This window comes from Comamonas odontotermitis, from assembly GCF_020080045.1.
Taxonomy (GTDB): domain Bacteria; phylum Pseudomonadota; class Gammaproteobacteria; order Burkholderiales; family Burkholderiaceae_C; genus Comamonas; species Comamonas odontotermitis.
Genome location: NZ_CP083451.1, coordinates 1,942,174 through 1,958,719 on the forward strand (window position 1 = coordinate 1,942,174; position 16,546 = coordinate 1,958,719).

The following is a 16,546-nucleotide window of genomic DNA, read 5'->3' on the forward strand; positions in this document are numbered from 1 at the left end:
GGCTTCCTTTCCGGGTCATGCTGCAGCGTGTTAGCTGCTTTGCCGCTGCACCAGGGTGTAGCCCAGGTCCAGCCGGGGCTGGGGTACGGACTGCCCGCGTATCAGCTGCAGCAGCATGGTGGCAGCCTGTTCTCCCACGGTGCCGCGTGGCGTGCGGATGGTGGTGAGCGGCGGCACCATCTGGTCGCTGCCGGGCAGGTCGTTGAAGCCGGCAATGGCAATCTGCCCCGGAACCTGCAGCCCCAGACGGGTAGCGGCGAGCAGGGCGCCCTGGGCAATGTCGTCGTTGCAGAAAAAGATGGCATCCACCGCTGGCTGGGTGCGCAGTACCTGTTCAAAAAGCTGCGAACCCAGGGCAAGGGAGGAGCGCTCGGGGTTCAGGATTTCCAGCGACGGATCGTAGAGGCCCGCGGTTTGCAGCGCCAGGCGGTAGCCTGCCAGGCGCTGGAGCACGCGGGCATCGAGCTGCGCACCGCAGAACGCGATGCGCCGGCAGCCTCTCTCCAGTAGGTGCCGGGTGATGGCAGCGCCCGCATCGGTCTGCGAGAAACCGACGCTGTAGACGGGGCTGGGGACGGTGGCTGCGGGCTCGGTTCCGGAGCCGGTGCCGGTGTCGATGTCTTTAGCGGCGGGATCGTGCAATTCCATCACATGCACACGCGGAATGGTGCTGGCAGTCAGCAGCTGCGCCGCGCCCGGGCTGCGGTCAAAGCCTGTCAGCAGCAGGCCGGCGGGGCGCATGGGCAGGTAGGCGCGCAGCAGTTGCTCTTCTTCGGCGCTGTCGTAGTGCGTCACGCCGATCAGCATATGGTGGCCTGCGGCAAACAGCACCTTGTGGGCGGCTTCCAGCAGGTCCACGAACAAGGTGTTCGACAGCAGCGGAATCAGCACCAGCACCTGCGTGCTCTTTTGCGAGGCGAGGGCGCGTGCCGCCGGGTCTGGCACATAGCCCATGCGCTCGGCCACGGCGCGCACCTTGTCGACCAGCGCCGCATCCACGCGCCGCTCGCCACGCAGGGCGCGCGAGACGGTGATCGGGCTCACGCCGGCTTCGGCGGCGACATCGCTCAAGGTGATGCGGCCGCTGGCACGGGAGCGCCGGGCCTCTTTGTCGGTGGCAGATAGGGGCTGGGGGGCCGCAGGGGCCGGCTTGGCGGGCAAGGGATTCTCCTAGGTCTGGCGCGTAGTTATGCGGCTATGATAGCGCTATCCCAATCTTTTCGATACAGGGTTTGCAGTGGCTTGAAGCGAATTTTCGTGTGCTGATAGAAGTGCCGATTTTTCCAGAATATCAAGGCATTGCATTTATTTTTGACTCTATTGGATAGCGCTATCCAGATGACCGAGAACACCATTCCTGCTCCCTTTCCCCCGATGGCCCTGGTTGTCATGGGGGTGTCGGGCTGCGGCAAATCCAGCGCGGGGGAGGCCATTGCCCGGCAACTGGGCTGGCAACTGGTGGAGGGCGATACCTACCATGCGCCCGAGAGCGTTGCCAAGATGGCCGCAGGCATTGCACTGACCGATGCCGACCGCGAAGGCTGGCTGGCGCGCCTGGCGGCCCTGCTGGCCGGGGCCGATGCACAGCACGGCGTGGTGCTGACCTGCTCGGCCCTCAAGCGCAAGTACCGCGATCAATTGCGTGCCGCCCAGCCTGGCCTGGGCTTTGTGTTTCTGGATCTGGATTACGAAACGGCCCTGGCTCGTGTGCAGACGCGAGGCGGGCATTTTTTCTCGCCGGAGCTGGTGGCCAACCAGTTCGCCACCTTGCAGGACCCGCGAGCCGAACCCGATGTCCTGACCTTGAAGGCGACCGAGCCGCTGGCAGAGATCGCGCTGGCCACGCAGCAATGGGTCAAGGCCATGCCGTTGGCCCGGCAGTGAAAGCAGTGAACCCACCCCAAGAATCAATCACAGGAGACTGACGATGACAACCCCTGACCAGGAAGCGAAAAAGCCCAAACCGCGCATCCAGCGGATGGCAGAAGCCCTGATGGTGCTGGCGTTGGCGGGCATGGTGATCGCCGTGTTCGTCAACGTCGTTCTGCGCTATCTCTTTCACACCAGCATCGTATCGTACGAAGAGGTATCGCGCCTGCTGTTTGTCTGGCTGGTGGCCATCGGCGCGATTGTTGCGGCATTTGAAGGCGCGCACCTGGGTTTCGATCTGGTGACTTCGCGCGTCGGCCCCGCCACGCGCAAGGCCCTGTTCTGGGTGTCGCAGTTCCTCATCGCCGCTTGCATGCTGATGCTGCTGTGGGGATCGTGGGAGCAGGTGGTGGCAGGCTGGAGCAGCTACAGCACCGTGCTGGGCTACCCGCTTGCCCTGGGCGCGGCGGCGACCCTGGTGCTGTCCGTGGGCATGCTGGTGGTCGTGGTGCGCGATGCGTTGCGCGGCGGCCCGGCGCAATCGGCTGACGCCATGGTGGAATAAGGAGCGCAGCCATGGTCGTGACCCTGATTTTTCTCTCGGTGCTGATTGGCGGCATGGTGATCGGCATGCCGATTGCGCACGCCCTGGTGCTGACCGGCGTGGCACTGATGTGGCATCTGGATTTCTTCGATACCCAGTTGCTCGCGCAGAACCTGCAGGCCGGGTTTGACAACTTTCCATTGCTGGCCGTGCCGTTCTTCATTCTGGCCGGTGAGCTGATGAATGCAGGCGGCCTGTCGCGCCGCATCATTGCACTGGCGCAGGCCTTTGTGGGCCATATCCGTGGCGGGCTGGGCTATGTGGCCATTGGCGCGGCGGTGCTGCTGGCGTCGATGAGCGGCTCGGCCATTGCCGATACTGCGGCGCTTGCTACCATTTTGCTGCCGATGATGCGCGATCAGAAGTACCCCGACAGCTACAGCTCGGGCCTGCTGGCCTCGGGCGGCATCATTGCGCCCATCATTCCGCCATCCATGCCTTTCGTGATCTATGGGGTGACCACCAACACCTCGATCAGCAAACTGTTCCTCTCGGGCGTGGTGCCGGGCCTCATCATGGGCGTGTTCCTGATCGGCGCGTGGTGGAAGATTGCCGCCAAGTACGACCTGCGCTCCGGTGAGCGCGTGGCGTGGGGCGCGCGCATGAAGGCACTGGCCAAGAGCTTCTGGGCCATGATGATGCCCGTCATCATTCTGGGCGGGCTCAAGGGGGGTGTGTTCACCCCGACCGAGGCGGCCGTGGTGGCCGCCGTGTATGCGCTGTTCGTGTCGATGGTGGTGTACCGCGAGATGAGCTGGTACAAGCTGTACGAGGTGTTTCTGGCCGCAGCCAAGACGACGGCGGTGGTGATGTTCCTGTGCGGCGCAGCCACCGTCACCGCCTACATGATCACGCTGGCCGATCTGCCCAACATGCTGGCCGACAGCTTCTCGGGCCTTCTGGGGCAGCCGATGCTGTTCATGGCGGTGATGATGATTTTCCTGCTGGTGGTGGGTACGGCGATGGATCTGACGCCAACGATCCTGATCTTCGGCCCTGTGTGCGCGCCGCTGGCTGCCAAGGCCGGTATCGATCCAGTGTACTTCGGCTTCATGTTCATCTATGTGGGCTGCATCGGCCTCATCACCCCGCCCGTGGGCACGGTGCAGAACGTGGTGGCGGGCGTGGGCAGGCTGCGCATGGAGGTGGTCATCAAGGGCACGACGCCGTTTCTCTTGGCCTATGTGTTTCTGGCGGCGCTCCTGGTGGTGTTTCCGCAGATCGTGACCGTGCCGCTCAAGTGGATGCATTGACAACGGTTTTTTACTATCTATTTGATAGCTGGTTGCGCTTGATGGTTGGGCGCTGAAAACCAGTTTTGTTTCGATATTGATTCAACCCCGGGCCGCGTGCCCAACAAAAGGAGACAGGTATGCGTATCCAATTTTCCAAGCTGACCGCGGTGGGCGCGCTCGTGGGCCTGATGGCTGCAGGCGCGGCCACGCAGGCGCTCGCCCAGGATTTCAAGCCTCGCATCGTGCGCTTTGGCTATGGCCTGGTGGAGGATTCCAACCAGGGGCGCGCGGCGCGCTTCTTTGCGCAGGAGGTCGAGAAGGCATCGGGCGGCAAGATGAAGGTGCGCGCCATCGGCAATGCATCGCTGGGGTCGGACACGCAGATGCAGCAGGCGCTGATTGGCGGTGCGCAGGAGATGATGGTGGGCTCGACCGCCACCCTGGTCGGTCTTGCGCCCGAGATGGCGGTGTGGGACACGCCGTTTCTCTTCAGCAACGTGAAGGAAGCGGACGCCGTGCTGGACGGCCCGGTGGGTGAAAAGGTCAAGGCGACGCTGGAGCCCAAGGGCATGGTCGGCCTTGTGTACTGGGAAAATGGCTTTCGCAACCTGACCAACAACAAGCGGCCAATCGCCAAGCTGGAAGACCTGCAGGACGTGAAGCTGCGTGTGATGCAGAACAACGTGTTCCTCGACAGCTTCAAGGCCCTGGGCGCCAACGCCGTGCCGCTGCCGTTCTCCGAACTCTTCACCGCGCTGGAAACCAAGGCGGTGGATGGCCAGGAAAACCCGTACAACACCGTGCTGTCAAGCAAGTTCTACGAAGTGCAGAAGTACCTGACCGTTTCCAACCACGTCTACAGCCCCTGGATCGTGACGGTGAGCAAGAAATGGTGGGATGGCCTGAGCGCCGCCGAGAAGAAGGTGCTGCAGGACGCTGCCATCAAGAGCCGTGATTTCGAGCGCAAGGACACCCGCGAAGAAGCCGCCAAGGCCCTGGCCGACATCAAGACCAAGGGCATGCAGGTGAATGAGCTGCCTGCCGCCGAGGCCAACCGCATGCGTGACAAATTGACGTCGGTCAATGCAGGCATTGCCAAGACCGTGGGGCAGGGCACCTGGGACGCCGTGCAAGGCGCCGTCAAGCAGGCGCGCGATGCAAAATAAGTAGCAAAAATATGCGCCTGCGCACATTGTGTAAGGCGCGTATGCTATAAAAATAGACAAAACCAAGCGCAGCGCAGACTGCGCCTTGAACGCGGAGGGTGTGTTGGCGGTCTGCGCGCAAGGCACAGGCCACCAGGGCTCGTGAGGAGACCGCAGACACGCCCATACAAAGGAAATCCCCATGACGCCACTCCACCCGATTCTCCAAGCGGTCACCGACCGCATTCGCAGCAAGAGCGCAGCCACGCGCGGCGACTATCTGGCCCAGGTGGATGCGATGGCACAGCGCCCGCCGCAGATGCGCTCCATGGGCTGCGCCAACGTGGCGCACGCGGTGGCGGGCCTGCCGGGCAAGGACAAGATCCGCATCGTCGAGGAAAAGGGGCCCAATGTCGGCATCGTCACGGCATACAACGATGTGCTGTCGGCCCACGCGCCGTTTGCCGGCTACCCCGACATTCTGAAGGACGAAGCGCGCCGCCACGGGGCTACCGCCCAGGTGGCTGGTGGCGTGCCAGCCATGTGCGACGGCGTGACGCAAGGCATGCCGGGCATGGAGCTGTCCCTCTTCAGCCGCGACACCATTGCCATGGGTACCGCCGTGGCGCTGACGCACGACACCTTTGATGCCGCGCTGATGCTGGGCGTGTGCGACAAGATCGTGCCCGGCCTGCTCATTGGCGCGCTGCATTTCGGGCACCTGCCGATGGTGTTCGTGCCTGCGGGGCCGATGAAATCGGGCCTGTCCAACGGCGACAAGGCCAAGGTGCGCGAATTGGCGGCCCAGGGCCTGGTGGGCCGTGAAAAATTGCTGGAGGCCGAAATGGCCGCCTACCACGACGCGGGCACCTGCACCTTCTACGGCACCGCCAACAGCAACCAGATGCTGCTCGAAGCCATGGGCCTGCACGTGCCCGGTACCGCCTTCGTCAACCCGGAGGATGGCGAACGCGAACTCCTCACGCGCGAAGCCATGCGTACCGTGCTGGGCATCACCCATGGCAAGCGTTTTGCGCCCATCGGCCGCGTGGTGGATGAGCGCTGCATCGTCAACGCCATGGTGGCGCTGTTGGCAACGGGCGGCTCCACCAACCACCTCATCCACTGGGTGGCGGTGGCGCGCGCGGCGGGCATCGTCATCGACTGGAACGATTTTGAACAGCTGTCGTCGGTGGTGCCGCTGCTGGCGCGCGTGTACCCCAATGGCGCAGCCGATGTGAACCAATTCCAGGCCGCAGGCGGTCCGGGCTACGTGATCGGTCAGCTGCTGGCCGCCGGACTGATGCACGGCGATGTGCTGACCGTGCGTGACGAGGGGCTGTCGGCCTTTGCCCGCATTCCGCATGTGGAGGCGGGCCAACTGGCGTGGAAGGACGCGGGCGTGTCGGGCGACACCGATGTGCTGCGCCCCGTGGGTGCGCCGTTCAGCCCGACCGGGGGCCTCAAACTGCTCACCGGCAACCTGGGCCGCAGTGTGATCAAGGTCAGCGCCGTGCCGCAAGACCGCCATGTGCTGCGTGCGCCTGCCAAGGTGTTCGATTCGCAGGACGCCTTGCAGGCCGCTTTCAAATCGGGTGAGCTGGAGCGCATCTGCCAGACCAACGGCCACAATGGCGTGGTGTGCGTGGTGCGCTGGCAGGGCCCGCAGGCCAACGGCATGCCCGAGCTGCACAAGCTCACGCCGCCGCTGGCGGTGCTGCAGGGCAAGGGCTACATGGTGGCGCTGGTGACGGACGGACGCATGAGCGGTGCATCCGGCAAGGTGCCGGCGGCGATCCATGTATCGCCCGAGGCGCTGGCCGGGGGGCCGTTGGCCAAGATTCAGGATGGTGATGTGGTGCTGCTGAATGCTGAAACCGGTATCATGCAGGCCGAAGTGGAGGCGGCCGTGTGGAATGCACGCGAGAACGCCACAATATCGGCCGAGCAGTTGCGCGCCAATGGGCGCGGGCTGGGCCGTGAACTGTTTGCCGGATTCCGGCGCAACGCGACGAGCGCAGAAGAAGGGGCTTGCACATGGCTGAGCAACTGACAGCTTTATCGATCATGCAGAACGCACCGGTCATTCCGGTGATCGTGCTGCACGATGTGGACCACGCCGTATCGATGGCCAAGGCCCTGGTGGGTGGCGGCATCCGCGTGCTGGAGGTGACCTTGCGCACGCCGCAAGGCCTGCCCAGCATCGAGGCCATTGCCAAGGCGGTGCCCGAAGCCATCGTGGGGGCTGGCACCGTGCGCAGCAGTGCCGACGCCAAGGCCGCCGCAGCTGCGGGCGCGCGCTTCGCCGTGAGCCCCGGTTACACGCACGCCGTGGGCCAGGCCTGCCGCGATCTCAAGCTCCCGCTGCTGCCCGGTGTGGCTACCAGCAGCGAAATCATGCAGGCGCAGGAAGATGGCTTCAACGAGCTGAAATTCTTCCCCGCCATGCAGGCCGGTGGCATCAACATGCTCAAGGCCTGGCAGGGCCCGTTCGGCGAAGTGCGCTTCTGTCCCACCGGAGGCATCACGCAGGCCAATGCGACCGAGTTTCTGGCGCTGAAGAACGTGGTTTGCGTGGGCGGCTCGTGGCTGGTGCCGACCGACACGCTCGAGCGTGGCGACTGGGAGCGCATCACACTGCTGGCGCGCGAAGCCGCAGCCTTGCCCCGCAAGGCTTGATAGGGAGCCAATCCGGCGCTGGCGTGCGTTGAGGCCAGCCGATTACTCCTGATTGAATAGCAAAAAGCCCGCGGATCCGTGAAGGATCAGCGGGCTTTTTGCGTGGATTTGTGATGAATCCAAACAAAGCTTTGTTAAATCAAAGTACTGCAGTTCCATATGTTATTCCTATCAATTTATCCTGCGAGGCTTTGGCGTGCCGCAATGCGCGGGATGTCCGGATGCCTATGTAATGCAAAGAATGCCTTGCCTGATCTGCCATGCCCACCCGTAAAGCCTCATCGCTGACGATCTCCCTGATTCTGCCTTTCGTGATGCTGATTGCGCTGCTGACAGGCGTGCTCGGCGTGCTGTGGTACTGGACGGGCAGCAAGACCGTCTCGACCCTGTCGCAGCAGCTGATGGTGGAGATGGCTGAGCGCATCAGCCAGGCGGTCGACCGGCATATCTTCAGCTCGCGCTCCATCATCGAGGCCTCGTTTCCCGAGGGCATGTATGCTTCTGGCAGGCTGCAGGACGAGATGCCCGCACTGCGCACCCGCCTGTGGGCCGCAACCTCGCTGACCGGCAATGATGGCGACTACGTGTACTACGGCAACCAGAGCGGGCAGGGCATTGGCCTGCTGCGCAAGAGCGAGACGGTGGCCGAGCTGCGGCTGAAACTGCGCGCCGAGGATTTCCGCAACATCTATATGGTGCCGGGAATCAAGGCAGCTCCTGTTCTGCTATCTACCGAGAAGCAGTTGTTCGACCCGCGCACACGCCCCTGGTACACCCTGGCCCAGGCGGCGAAAGGCCATGTGTGGACGCCGGTGTATATCGACTTCAATGCCCGAGATCTGGTGATGACGCGCGCACGCAGCGTTCATGCCGAGGGTGGTGCGGTCATCGGCGTGGTGGCCACCGATGTGCTTCTGAACAATCTGCGCCGGTTTGTCGATGCCATGCCGCTGGCCAAGGGGGCCAGTGCCTTCATCATGGAGCCCAATGGCGATCTGATTGCCGCCACCGGGCTGGAGAACATCCGCTATGCGGCCGGTGCGCGGCCCAGCCGTGTGAATGCCTGTGCGTCAGGCGATCGTTTGATCGAAGTGGCCTACGAAAAGCTGCGTTCCCGGTTTGAGGGCTCGATCGAAGTGGCAGAAACCTCGCTGATTTTCGATACGGATGGAAAGGCCATCGAAGTGGCCTACCGCCGGATTACCGACGATGCCGGCCTGAACTGGCTCGCCGTAGTGGCCGTGCCGCACCAGGAGATGCTGGCCGGCATCCGCTCGCACGTCATCCTGGTGGTTGCGCTGGGCCTGCTGGCCTTGGGGACTGCCCTGGGCCTGGGCCTGCGCATCTTCGGGGGCCTCGCCCATGACATGCGTTCGCTCACGCATGCGGTGCGCCGCGTGGGGCAGGGCGAGATCGATGCACCCATCGGGGTTCCCCGCAACGACGAGATCGGGGAGCTGGCCAGCAACGTGCACCACATGCGCCACCGGCTGTTCACCGACCCGCTGACAGGCGCCTCCAACCGCAGTGCGCTCACGCATATTCTGGACACGCTCACCAGAAAACCGGCCAACGGAGCCCTGCCGGTGCCTTTTGCGGTCCTTTTCATGGATCTGGACAAGTTCAAGCCGCTCAATGACCGCTGGGGCCATGAAAACGGCGACCTCGCGCTCATCGAGGTGGTGCAGCGCATCCGCAGCATTCTGCGCGGCAACGACATGCTGGCGCGCCTGGGGGGCGACGAATTCGTCGTGGTGCTGCAGGGGGTGGAAACCCAGGAGCAGGCCAGCATGGTGCGAGACAAGATCATGGAAGTGCTGAGCAAGGCATTCACCAGCCTCAAGGGTGTGCCTGCGCACGAATCGGTTCACCTGGGGGCATCCATCGGTCAGGCGATCTATCCCGCCGATGGCTCCGATGCGCAGACCCTGCTCAAGCACGCGGACCGGGACATGTATCGCCAGAAGGCCAAGGCCCATGGTGACGCCCTGTAGCGCAGACGGCGCGGCCCCTGGGTCAATCGCATCGCTGCTCCCGAGTGCGGAATCCCCTCCGTTGGAGCGTGGCAAGCGGGAATCGGCCACCGCCCCATGAAAAAGCCACCCGAGGGTGGCTTTCCGATCAGCGCTGGTGCCTGCGGATGCTGCGCAGGCCGAGCGCAGCCATCATGGCAGAGAGCACAAGCGTGATCCACCCGGTCAGCGAGGGCACCTCGGTTGGCACGGGCATTGCGCTGATGGTGATGTCTTTGGTGGCCGTGCTGTTGCCAGCCGTGCCATTGGTCGTGGACGGGCCCTGTTGCGTGGGTGTTCCTTCCACAATGCATGTCACCACGGCCCCTTCGGGAATGTCGGCGGGCGACGTCCAACTGACAGCACCGCGACCGGATGGGGTGACCATGGTGCAGGCCTGCGGCCCCTGGCTCACTCCGGGCGGAAGGCCGGTGGCGGTGCATTCTGCCCCTGCGATGTCGGCGCTGCCCTGGTTCCTGCAGGTGTAGCTGCCTTGGTAAGGCCGATCAATGACGCCGGTGGGCGGCAGACCTTCCAGATCGATCACCAGATCGGGCGCTCCCTCGACGGTGATCTGTTTGGATGCGCTGTTGTTGCCTGGGTTGGAATCCCCATCGGTATCCGTGGTGCCAATGGTGGTCGTCACGCCCTTGTCATTGGTTGGCGTGCCGGTGACCGCGCAGGTGACCACCGCATCCTTGGGTATGGCATCGCCTGCATGCCATACCGTACCGGCAGGGCTCATCGTGCAGATGCCAACGGCCAGCCCGCCGGGCAGGGGCCCCGTCGTGCAACGGGTGCCTGTCAATGCGTCGGCAGTGCCGTGGTTCGTGCAGGTGAAGGAGCCTTCATAGGGGACCCCCACGGTGGCGGTTGGCTTGATATCCGTCAAATCCACCACCAGGTCCGGAGCGGTGACCGTCATCGTGACCGTCGATGTCGCGCATTTGCTCTGGTTGGGCGACGGCAGGCAGACCTGATAGCTGAAAGTGTCAACGCCGTGGAAGCCCGGAGCCGGCGTGTAGAGGAACTGGCCCGGGTAGTCCGGATGCGGCGCGACCGTGCCACCGTTGGCCGAGGAAGGCTGAGGCGTAACGGAGCTGCCTGCCGGTACAAACGGGTCATTGGCAGTCAGATCGAGCGGCCCCGAGGCAGTATTGATGCGCGTTGCCCCTGCGTCGTTGGCCGTGACGGGAGGATCGACAAAATCCTTGGTGATCTCCGTCGGCACCCATGAATCGGGCAACTCCGTTTCGGCTGGCAGCCCGGGCAATGCCTCTTCGCGAACAGCCACGTTGTCGAGCTCGAAGCCCGATCCCCAGAACCGGATTTTCCGGATGACGGTGGTGCCGAACCCGGTCGTGTCGTTCAGCACATAGTTCAGGTAGACATAGGGCTCCCCGGCATTGGCCGGGGGGCCGAAGAATGGGTTTCCGTTGTACTGGGTCCGTGTATAGGTTGTCTTTCCGTTCAGCGCCTTCATCGTTGTGTTGGCAGGGTCGTTCAGGAAACGCATCAGATCGTTGGTAGTCATGCTCGTGAGCACGTTGTCATGCTCGTCCAGCAATTCCACGTTGTTGCCATTGGAGCCGGCCGACCACCAAAAGCCGACATACCGCGCCGGCTTTGTCAGGGTGATGGTGACGCCGGCGGGGCTACCGGCGTTGCCCGCGTTGAGGAAATGGGAGCCGCCTCGGCCCAGCGCGGTATCGGTGCCCGCGCCCCCATATTGGTTGGCGCGCGAGACATCGGTATTCCCGCCCGGTGCGACGGCATAGGTGCCAATGGCCCAGGCGCCGGAGGTCTTTGCTCCAGGGGTCTCGTTGTTGAAGGTCTCTATCGCGTAATTCTGTCCGTAGGTCGAAGACCACGGCAGGGCGCCATCGGGAACGGCGGCATTCCGGGCCGCATTGAGCGACGGTTGGGAGAGATACAGCGTCAATTGGCTGGCCTGGACGCTACAGGCACTGAATCCGGCAAGGCTGGCAATGGAAAGGGCACGGCGAAGATGAAAATCTAATCTCAACATTACTACAATTTGCTACATATTTAACCAAAAGGTAAGTGTAACTAAATGATCAATGAGAATTGAGATTAGGGTAATTTCTAGCAAATAATTATATACAAAAAATCTATTTTTTACAAAGTTTGACCTTTGGGGTGAGCAGTGGACGCCAGTGCAAAAGCAACAGGCGTGTCCTGGATGGTCGATGGAGCCTGCAGGGGTCTGCGGCTGCCTGTGCAGCCAAGCGTGTCGCATCGCAAGTTGTTGCAAGGCGTGTGCCCGCAATTCGGCGGTGCAGTGCCGAGCTGCGGCCAACTACGTTAGGGGTGCCGGCTGGCGCTGTCAGGCCGAGGTCAAGGGCCGGGTGCCATGTGCCGGCGGGAGGGGAACGCCCCCGCAGCCGCCAGGACGCCGGGCCAGAGGCGGGGCGGGGTTGGGTGATTTATTGATGATTATAAATTGCAAATAAATTAATAATCATCGACATATTGAAAAATAATAAAATTCATATGCAATCCATCTATGAAGTGGCTTGGATGATTATTGACATTCTATATCAGAAGAACCTTGTAAGCGCATGATCTTTGTGACATCATGCCTGCGAATGCTGCTGTTCAATATCAATTGATCGCATAAGCTAAACATGCGTAAATAAGATCAATAAGCAGCAGTTACCTTGATAGGGATGCACCATGAAATTATTAAAGCTGAAAAAAATACTTGCAGTTTCGCTATTGCTGAACGCCGCATATGCATGCGCAGCACCCGGCGATTGGGATTTGAGTCCTTGGGTATACTCGAATAACACCACTACCAATCCCGCTACCATAACAAACACAACCAGCAGTATTGCTTCGCAGGGAACGCCGTCGGTAAATCTTCAGGTAACCCAAACTGCATCAGGTACCCTCTGTATCCCTTCACCGACTGGCTGCACGGCCACGGCAGGTATTGGTGGTACAAGCAATAGCACATTTTCTGGCACTATAAATAATTTGTCTGGGCCTGCTCCCGCTACCAATCATGAGGTGGTTGAAATCAATTACAGCCCAACGCTGGCCACGTTCGGGCCTGCAGCCGCCCAGGGCAATGCCTTTACAGTGGGTAAAAGCGGTTTTTCGCTGCGCAAGGCTCCTCCATCAAATATTGGCAGCACCTCGCTCACTATTACCCTGAGTGGCGGGGCGGTATTTGATGCAGTGGGTGGTACCGCCACCAGCAGGTATCAGCAAACGGCCGGTGGGGTAGGTACCAATTTCGTGACCTATACCTGGAATCCGCTGGCACCTGCGGTCGGCACCTCGTTATTTTTGAACGGGCTGGTAATCAACGGGCCGGTAGATAAAATAACAATTACACAAGACAGCACTTCCAATGTCCAAGCCGCAAATACCTCCCAACCTCAAACAACGTTGTATGCCACCAGAATCAACCCGGCAGCCTTGCTGCTGGTGAGCCCGCAGCCCGATATTGCCACTGGCGTTATGGGCGCGCCCATTACCCCCATCAATGTGCTGGGCAACGACACATCGAATGGGCAGCCCGCCACACTCACCAATTCCACATTGCAGGTGGGCACTGATGCCAACACCACCGCAGCCGCCAATGCCGGTGTGGTGCTGGACCCGAGTACCGGCCAGATAACTTCAACCGCCGCTACACCGCCTGGCACTTATGTCATTACCTACACCTTGTGCGATAAATCATTGCCGCCAGCCTGTGCCAACACCACCGCAACCGTAACCATTGCTGGTACAGCCGCCCCGCAGCCCGATACGGTCACAGCCACTGCTGGGGCGCCGGTAACCCCCGTGAACGTATTGGCCAACGACACTACCGATGGCGTGCCTTCCACGCTTGGCAATTCCACGCTGACCGTGGTGACGCCAGCGTCCAACCCCGGTGTGGTGCTGGACCCTGCCACAGGCCTCGTCACCACCACGGCAGCAGTGCCGCCCGGCACCTACACCATCACCTACCAACTGTGCAACAAGGCGGTGCCAGCAGTCTGTGCAACAGCTACGGTGACGCTGACCGTCAATGACAAAAATGCCAGCGTTTCAACGCCCGTTCCAGTCAACTCACTCTGGGCCATTGTGCTGATGGGATTCGCAACGGCGGCTGCCTTTGTGCGAATTCGGTCGAAAGTTTGATGGAGTATTTCTGGCAAAGCGCGCTTAGAGCCGCTCACACAACCCAGCAAATCGCAGATGTGCGGCTGAGACTAGGCGCCGAGCCGCGCTAGGCCGAGCCGCGTCAGGCAGGGCCGCGCTAGGCGAAGCCGCAGGCAGTACAGACGTACGACAAGGCTAGGCGCCCCCGGCTGGGCGCCCCCGACGAAGCAACGACGTATCAAGGACTGTGTGAGCGGCTCTTAGCGCAGGCCGCCCCCTGCAGCGCCTTCTGCACGCTGGATTAATTCGATCTTGTAGCCATCCGGGTCGGTCACGAAAGCGATCACCGTGGTGCCGCCTTTGACCGGTCCGGCCTCGCGTGTCACGTTGCCGCCATTGGCCTTGATCTTCTCGCAGGCGGCGTAGGCGTCTGGCACACCCAGCGCAATGTGGCCGTAGGCCGTGCCCAGTTCGTACGATTCCGTGCCCCAGTTGTAGGTCAGCTCGATTTCCGCCTGGCCGGGATTGCCGCCTTCGTAGCCCACAAAGGCAAGCGAATACTTGTACTCCGGGTTCTCGGAGGTGCGCAGCAGACTCATGCCCAGCACTTGGGTGTAGAAATCGATGGAGCGTTGCAGGTTGCCGACGCGCAGCATGGTGTGCAGAAGACGCATGGGGTGGTTCTTTCTTGTTGGGGCGCAGCAGTCGCCAATGGTTTGGGAGGTCCCTGCAGGAGCATGGGCGCTCGGAGACAGGCGGTGGCTTTGCACATTGCCTTCACCTCGCAGGCCAGGCCTGCAGCAGGACTGCGCGCGGGTCTGAAAACGCTAGTTTATCGGTGGCGCGGTTCATCGTGCGCCATAAAAAGCACAACCCCTGCGCAGGGCAGGGGTTGCTGGCTGAAAGCGCAAGGAAGATTATTCGACCTTGGCCTTTTCGCGCAGCTCTTGCTGGTACTTCTGGATCTGTTGCTGACGCAGTTGCTGCACGATCTGTGGCTTGACTTCGTCAAACTTGGGCAGTTGTGCATCACGCATGTCGTCCACACGGATGATGTGGTAGCCGAACTGGGTCTTGACCGGGGTGTCGGTCATCTGGCCCTTCTTCAGCTTGGTCATGGCTTCCGAGAACTCGGGCACGTAGTTGGCGGCATTGCCCCAGTCCAGATCGCCACCGCGCTGGCCCGATCCTGGATCCTTCGATTCCTTCTTGGCCACGTCTTCAAACTTGGCACCCTTCTTGATCTGGGCGATCAGGGCCTTGGCCTTGTCTTCGCTGTCCACCAGGATGTGGAAAGCATGGTATTCCTTGCCCTGGTTGGCGGCGACAAACTTGTCGTACTCGGCCTTGGCCGCAGCATCGGTGATGGGGTGCGACTTTTCGTAGGCGGCAAACAGTTCTTGCGTCAGGATGCCTTGGCGCGCCAGTTCCATCTGGCCCTTGAAGCTGTCGGTGGCGTCCAGGCCTTGGGCCTTTGCAGCTTGCGCGTAGATTTCGCGCTCGATGATGGCTTCCTTGATCTGGGCTTCCTGGTCAGCCGTCACCGGGCGGCCACCGCGCTCCATCTGTTCCTTGAAGGTCTGCATCAGCGATGCAGGTACGGGCTTGCCATTGACGATACCAATGTTCTGAGCCATCGCGGGCAGTGCAGCAGAACCCAGCAGAGCAGCTGCAACCAGGCCGGACAAGAGCTGTTTTTTCATGCGAAATCCAAAATATTTATCAATGAAATGAAATATACACCAGTGATTTCATGGTTTTGGTGTACTGAGGACTTCAATGGCAAGGGCATGTAAACCCGCGTCAATGAATGCTTGCAGCGCATCATACACAAGCCGGTGCTGGCCAATGCGCGATGTGCCGGTAAACAAGGGTGAAGCGATGCGAACCCGGAAATGCGTGCCCACACCCGTGCCATTGGCACCGGCGTGGCCCGTGTGCTGCCAGCTCTCGTCAATGACTTCGAGCTGGGTGGGTGCGAGGGTATTGCGCAGCACGGCCTCAAGGGCGGCGGCGGTAATGTCCTGGGTTTGCATGGCTACTATTGAAACGATAGCAAAAGGCGCTCTGTAGATGGGCGCCAGAGGTCAATTTATTGAGATTTTTATTTGGGCAGCGAATCTGGGGCCTTGCTGGCGGGGGGCGCTTCCTGAATGTGGCGGCTCAGATACAAGGCTTGCGCCACCACAAAGGCGAGCATCAGGCCCAGGCCGCCGAACATCTTGAAGGTGACCCAGGTATCCAGATCGAACTGGTAGGCAACCCAGATGTTGATGATGCCCATGACGAGAAAGAAGATCGCCCAGCTGTAGTTCAGCTTGTTCCAGACGTTCTGAGGCAGCTGTACCTGGGCAGACATGAGTTTCTGGATCAGGTTCTTGCCCATAATCCAGTAGGCGCCCAGCAGCACGGCGGCCATCACCCAGTACAGCACGGTAGGCTTCCACTTGATGAAGGTATCGTTGTGCGAGATGAGGGTGGCCCCGCCGAAGATGACGATCACCCCCAGGCTGATCCATTGCATGGGTTCGACCTTGCCGGTTTTCATGCGCAGGTAGGCAATTTGCGCAATGGTGGCAACGATGGCCACGCCCGTCGCCACAAACACGCCCCATACCTTGAAGGCGACGAAGAACAGCAGGATGGGGAAAAAATCGATCAGGAATTTCATATGCAGGGCGGTCTGGAAGGGCGCAGCGCGTGGCGTGTTGGAGTCGTTCTTGTAGGCCCGCAGTCTGCGGCGCAGTGTTTTGTTTGAAAGGCTGTCAATGATACGCGAGCCCACTTGCCCAGACTTAAGCTGCGCTGAAGACGTTGCTTGATCTGCCGCAATGCGGCGAATGGGTGAGAACGCGGCGATGCGGAAAAGTTCCGCCGCACTGC

The 16,546-nt window shown here is 61.4% G+C and carries 14 protein-coding genes; 8 read left to right on the forward strand and 6 right to left on the reverse strand.

Annotated features, from left to right (window positions below; genetic code table 11):
* Positions 1-30: 30 nt before the first annotated feature.
* On the reverse strand, positions 31-1,161 hold the full coding sequence (gntR, locus tag LAD35_RS09060; RefSeq protein WP_396022781.1) for an HTH-type transcriptional regulator GntR: 1,131 nt from the start codon (positions 1,159-1,161) through the stop codon (positions 31-33).
* Positions 1,162-1,338: 177 nt separating this feature from the next.
* On the opposite strand from gntR, the gene LAD35_RS09065 reads away from it, so the two are divergent.
* The 7 genes from LAD35_RS09065 to LAD35_RS09095 all read left to right on the forward strand — a co-directional run bounded on the left by LAD35_RS09065 (position 1,339) and on the right by LAD35_RS09095 (position 9,526).
* Positions 1,339-1,884, forward strand: coding sequence for a gluconokinase (locus LAD35_RS09065; protein WP_224152350.1), 546 nt, complete (start codon positions 1,339-1,341; stop codon positions 1,882-1,884).
* Between the two features lie 43 nt (positions 1,885-1,927).
* A complete protein-coding gene (locus LAD35_RS09070) occupies positions 1,928-2,434 on the forward strand; it encodes a TRAP transporter small permease (protein WP_224152351.1) in 507 nt (168 codons plus the stop codon).
* 11 nt (positions 2,435-2,445) lie between these two features.
* Complete coding sequence (locus tag LAD35_RS09075; RefSeq protein ID WP_224152352.1) at positions 2,446-3,726, forward strand: TRAP transporter large permease; 1,281 nt, start codon at positions 2,446-2,448, stop codon at positions 3,724-3,726.
* A 119-nt stretch (positions 3,727-3,845) separates the two neighbouring features.
* On the forward strand, positions 3,846-4,874 hold the full coding sequence (locus LAD35_RS09080; RefSeq protein WP_224152353.1) for a TRAP transporter substrate-binding protein: 1,029 nt from the start codon (positions 3,846-3,848) through the stop codon (positions 4,872-4,874).
* Positions 4,875-5,055: 181 nt separating this feature from the next.
* Positions 5,056-6,906, forward strand: coding sequence for a phosphogluconate dehydratase (gene edd, locus LAD35_RS09085; protein ID WP_224152354.1), 1,851 nt, complete (start codon positions 5,056-5,058; stop codon positions 6,904-6,906).
* The gene (gene eda / locus LAD35_RS09090) at positions 6,891-7,532 is read left to right on the forward strand and encodes a bifunctional 4-hydroxy-2-oxoglutarate aldolase/2-dehydro-3-deoxy-phosphogluconate aldolase (RefSeq protein ID WP_224152355.1); all 642 of its coding nucleotides are present in this window, start codon (positions 6,891-6,893) and stop codon (positions 7,530-7,532) included. Before edd ends, eda begins: the two co-directional genes overlap by 16 nt.
* Positions 7,533-7,792: 260 nt before the next feature.
* Complete coding sequence (locus tag LAD35_RS09095; protein WP_224152356.1) at positions 7,793-9,526, forward strand: diguanylate cyclase domain-containing protein; 1,734 nt, start codon at positions 7,793-7,795, stop codon at positions 9,524-9,526.
* Positions 9,527-9,653: 127 nt separating this feature from the next.
* Here the strand turns inward: LAD35_RS09095 and LAD35_RS09100 are convergent, their stop codons facing one another.
* Positions 9,654-11,573 (reverse strand): Npun_F0296 family exosortase-dependent surface protein, encoded by a 1,920-nt coding sequence (locus LAD35_RS09100; protein WP_224152357.1) that lies wholly within the window; start codon positions 11,571-11,573, stop codon positions 9,654-9,656.
* A gap of 668 nt (positions 11,574-12,241) precedes the next feature.
* Here LAD35_RS09100 and LAD35_RS09105 point away from each other — a divergent pair.
* Positions 12,242-13,702, forward strand: coding sequence for a hypothetical protein (locus tag LAD35_RS09105; protein WP_224152358.1), 1,461 nt, complete (start codon positions 12,242-12,244; stop codon positions 13,700-13,702).
* A 221-nt stretch (positions 13,703-13,923) separates the two neighbouring features.
* Here the strand turns inward: LAD35_RS09105 and gloA are convergent, their stop codons facing one another.
* The 4 genes from gloA to LAD35_RS09125 all read right to left on the reverse strand — a co-directional run bounded on the left by gloA (position 13,924) and on the right by LAD35_RS09125 (position 16,334).
* Positions 13,924-14,337 carry a lactoylglutathione lyase gene (gloA, locus tag LAD35_RS09110; RefSeq protein WP_224152359.1) on the reverse strand — a complete coding sequence of 138 codons (414 nt, stop codon included), beginning with the start codon at positions 14,335-14,337 and terminating at the stop codon, positions 13,924-13,926.
* Between the two features lie 243 nt (positions 14,338-14,580).
* Complete coding sequence (locus LAD35_RS09115) at positions 14,581-15,366, reverse strand: peptidylprolyl isomerase (protein WP_224152360.1); 786 nt, start codon at positions 15,364-15,366, stop codon at positions 14,581-14,583.
* A 48-nt stretch (positions 15,367-15,414) separates the two neighbouring features.
* On the reverse strand, positions 15,415-15,699 hold the full coding sequence (locus LAD35_RS09120; RefSeq protein WP_224152361.1) for a BolA family protein: 285 nt from the start codon (positions 15,697-15,699) through the stop codon (positions 15,415-15,417).
* 68 nt (positions 15,700-15,767) lie between these two features.
* Positions 15,768-16,334, reverse strand: a complete 567-nt coding sequence (locus tag LAD35_RS09125; RefSeq protein ID WP_224152362.1) for a septation protein A — start codon at positions 16,332-16,334, stop codon at positions 15,768-15,770.
* Positions 16,335-16,546: the final 212 nt, after the last annotated feature.

Bases quoted from the DNA above. Each gene is read 5' to 3' on its own strand.
- LAD35_RS09065 (WP_224152350.1), top strand. From the start codon at position 1,339: ATGACCGAGAACACCATTCCTGCTCCCTTTCCCCCGATGGCCCTGGTT.
- LAD35_RS09070 (WP_224152351.1), top strand. From the start codon at position 1,928: ATGACAACCCCTGACCAGGAAGCGAAAAAGCCCAAACCGCGCATCCAG.
- LAD35_RS09075 (WP_224152352.1), top strand. From the start codon at position 2,446: ATGGTCGTGACCCTGATTTTTCTCTCGGTGCTGATTGGCGGCATGGTG.
- LAD35_RS09080 (WP_224152353.1), top strand. From the start codon at position 3,846: ATGCGTATCCAATTTTCCAAGCTGACCGCGGTGGGCGCGCTCGTGGGC.
- edd (WP_224152354.1), top strand. From the start codon at position 5,056: ATGACGCCACTCCACCCGATTCTCCAAGCGGTCACCGACCGCATTCGC.
- eda (WP_224152355.1), top strand. From the start codon at position 6,891: ATGGCTGAGCAACTGACAGCTTTATCGATCATGCAGAACGCACCGGTC.
- LAD35_RS09095 (WP_224152356.1), top strand. From the start codon at position 7,793: ATGCCCACCCGTAAAGCCTCATCGCTGACGATCTCCCTGATTCTGCCT.
- LAD35_RS09100 (WP_224152357.1), bottom strand. From the start codon at position 11,573: ATGTTGAGATTAGATTTTCATCTTCGCCGTGCCCTTTCCATTGCCAGC.
- LAD35_RS09105 (WP_224152358.1), top strand. From the start codon at position 12,242: ATGAAATTATTAAAGCTGAAAAAAATACTTGCAGTTTCGCTATTGCTG.
- gloA (WP_224152359.1), bottom strand. From the start codon at position 14,337: ATGCGTCTTCTGCACACCATGCTGCGCGTCGGCAACCTGCAACGCTCC.
- LAD35_RS09115 (WP_224152360.1), bottom strand. From the start codon at position 15,366: ATGAAAAAACAGCTCTTGTCCGGCCTGGTTGCAGCTGCTCTGCTGGGT.
- LAD35_RS09120 (WP_224152361.1), bottom strand. From the start codon at position 15,699: ATGCAAACCCAGGACATTACCGCCGCCGCCCTTGAGGCCGTGCTGCGC.
- LAD35_RS09125 (WP_224152362.1), bottom strand. From the start codon at position 16,334: ATGAAATTCCTGATCGATTTTTTCCCCATCCTGCTGTTCTTCGTCGCC.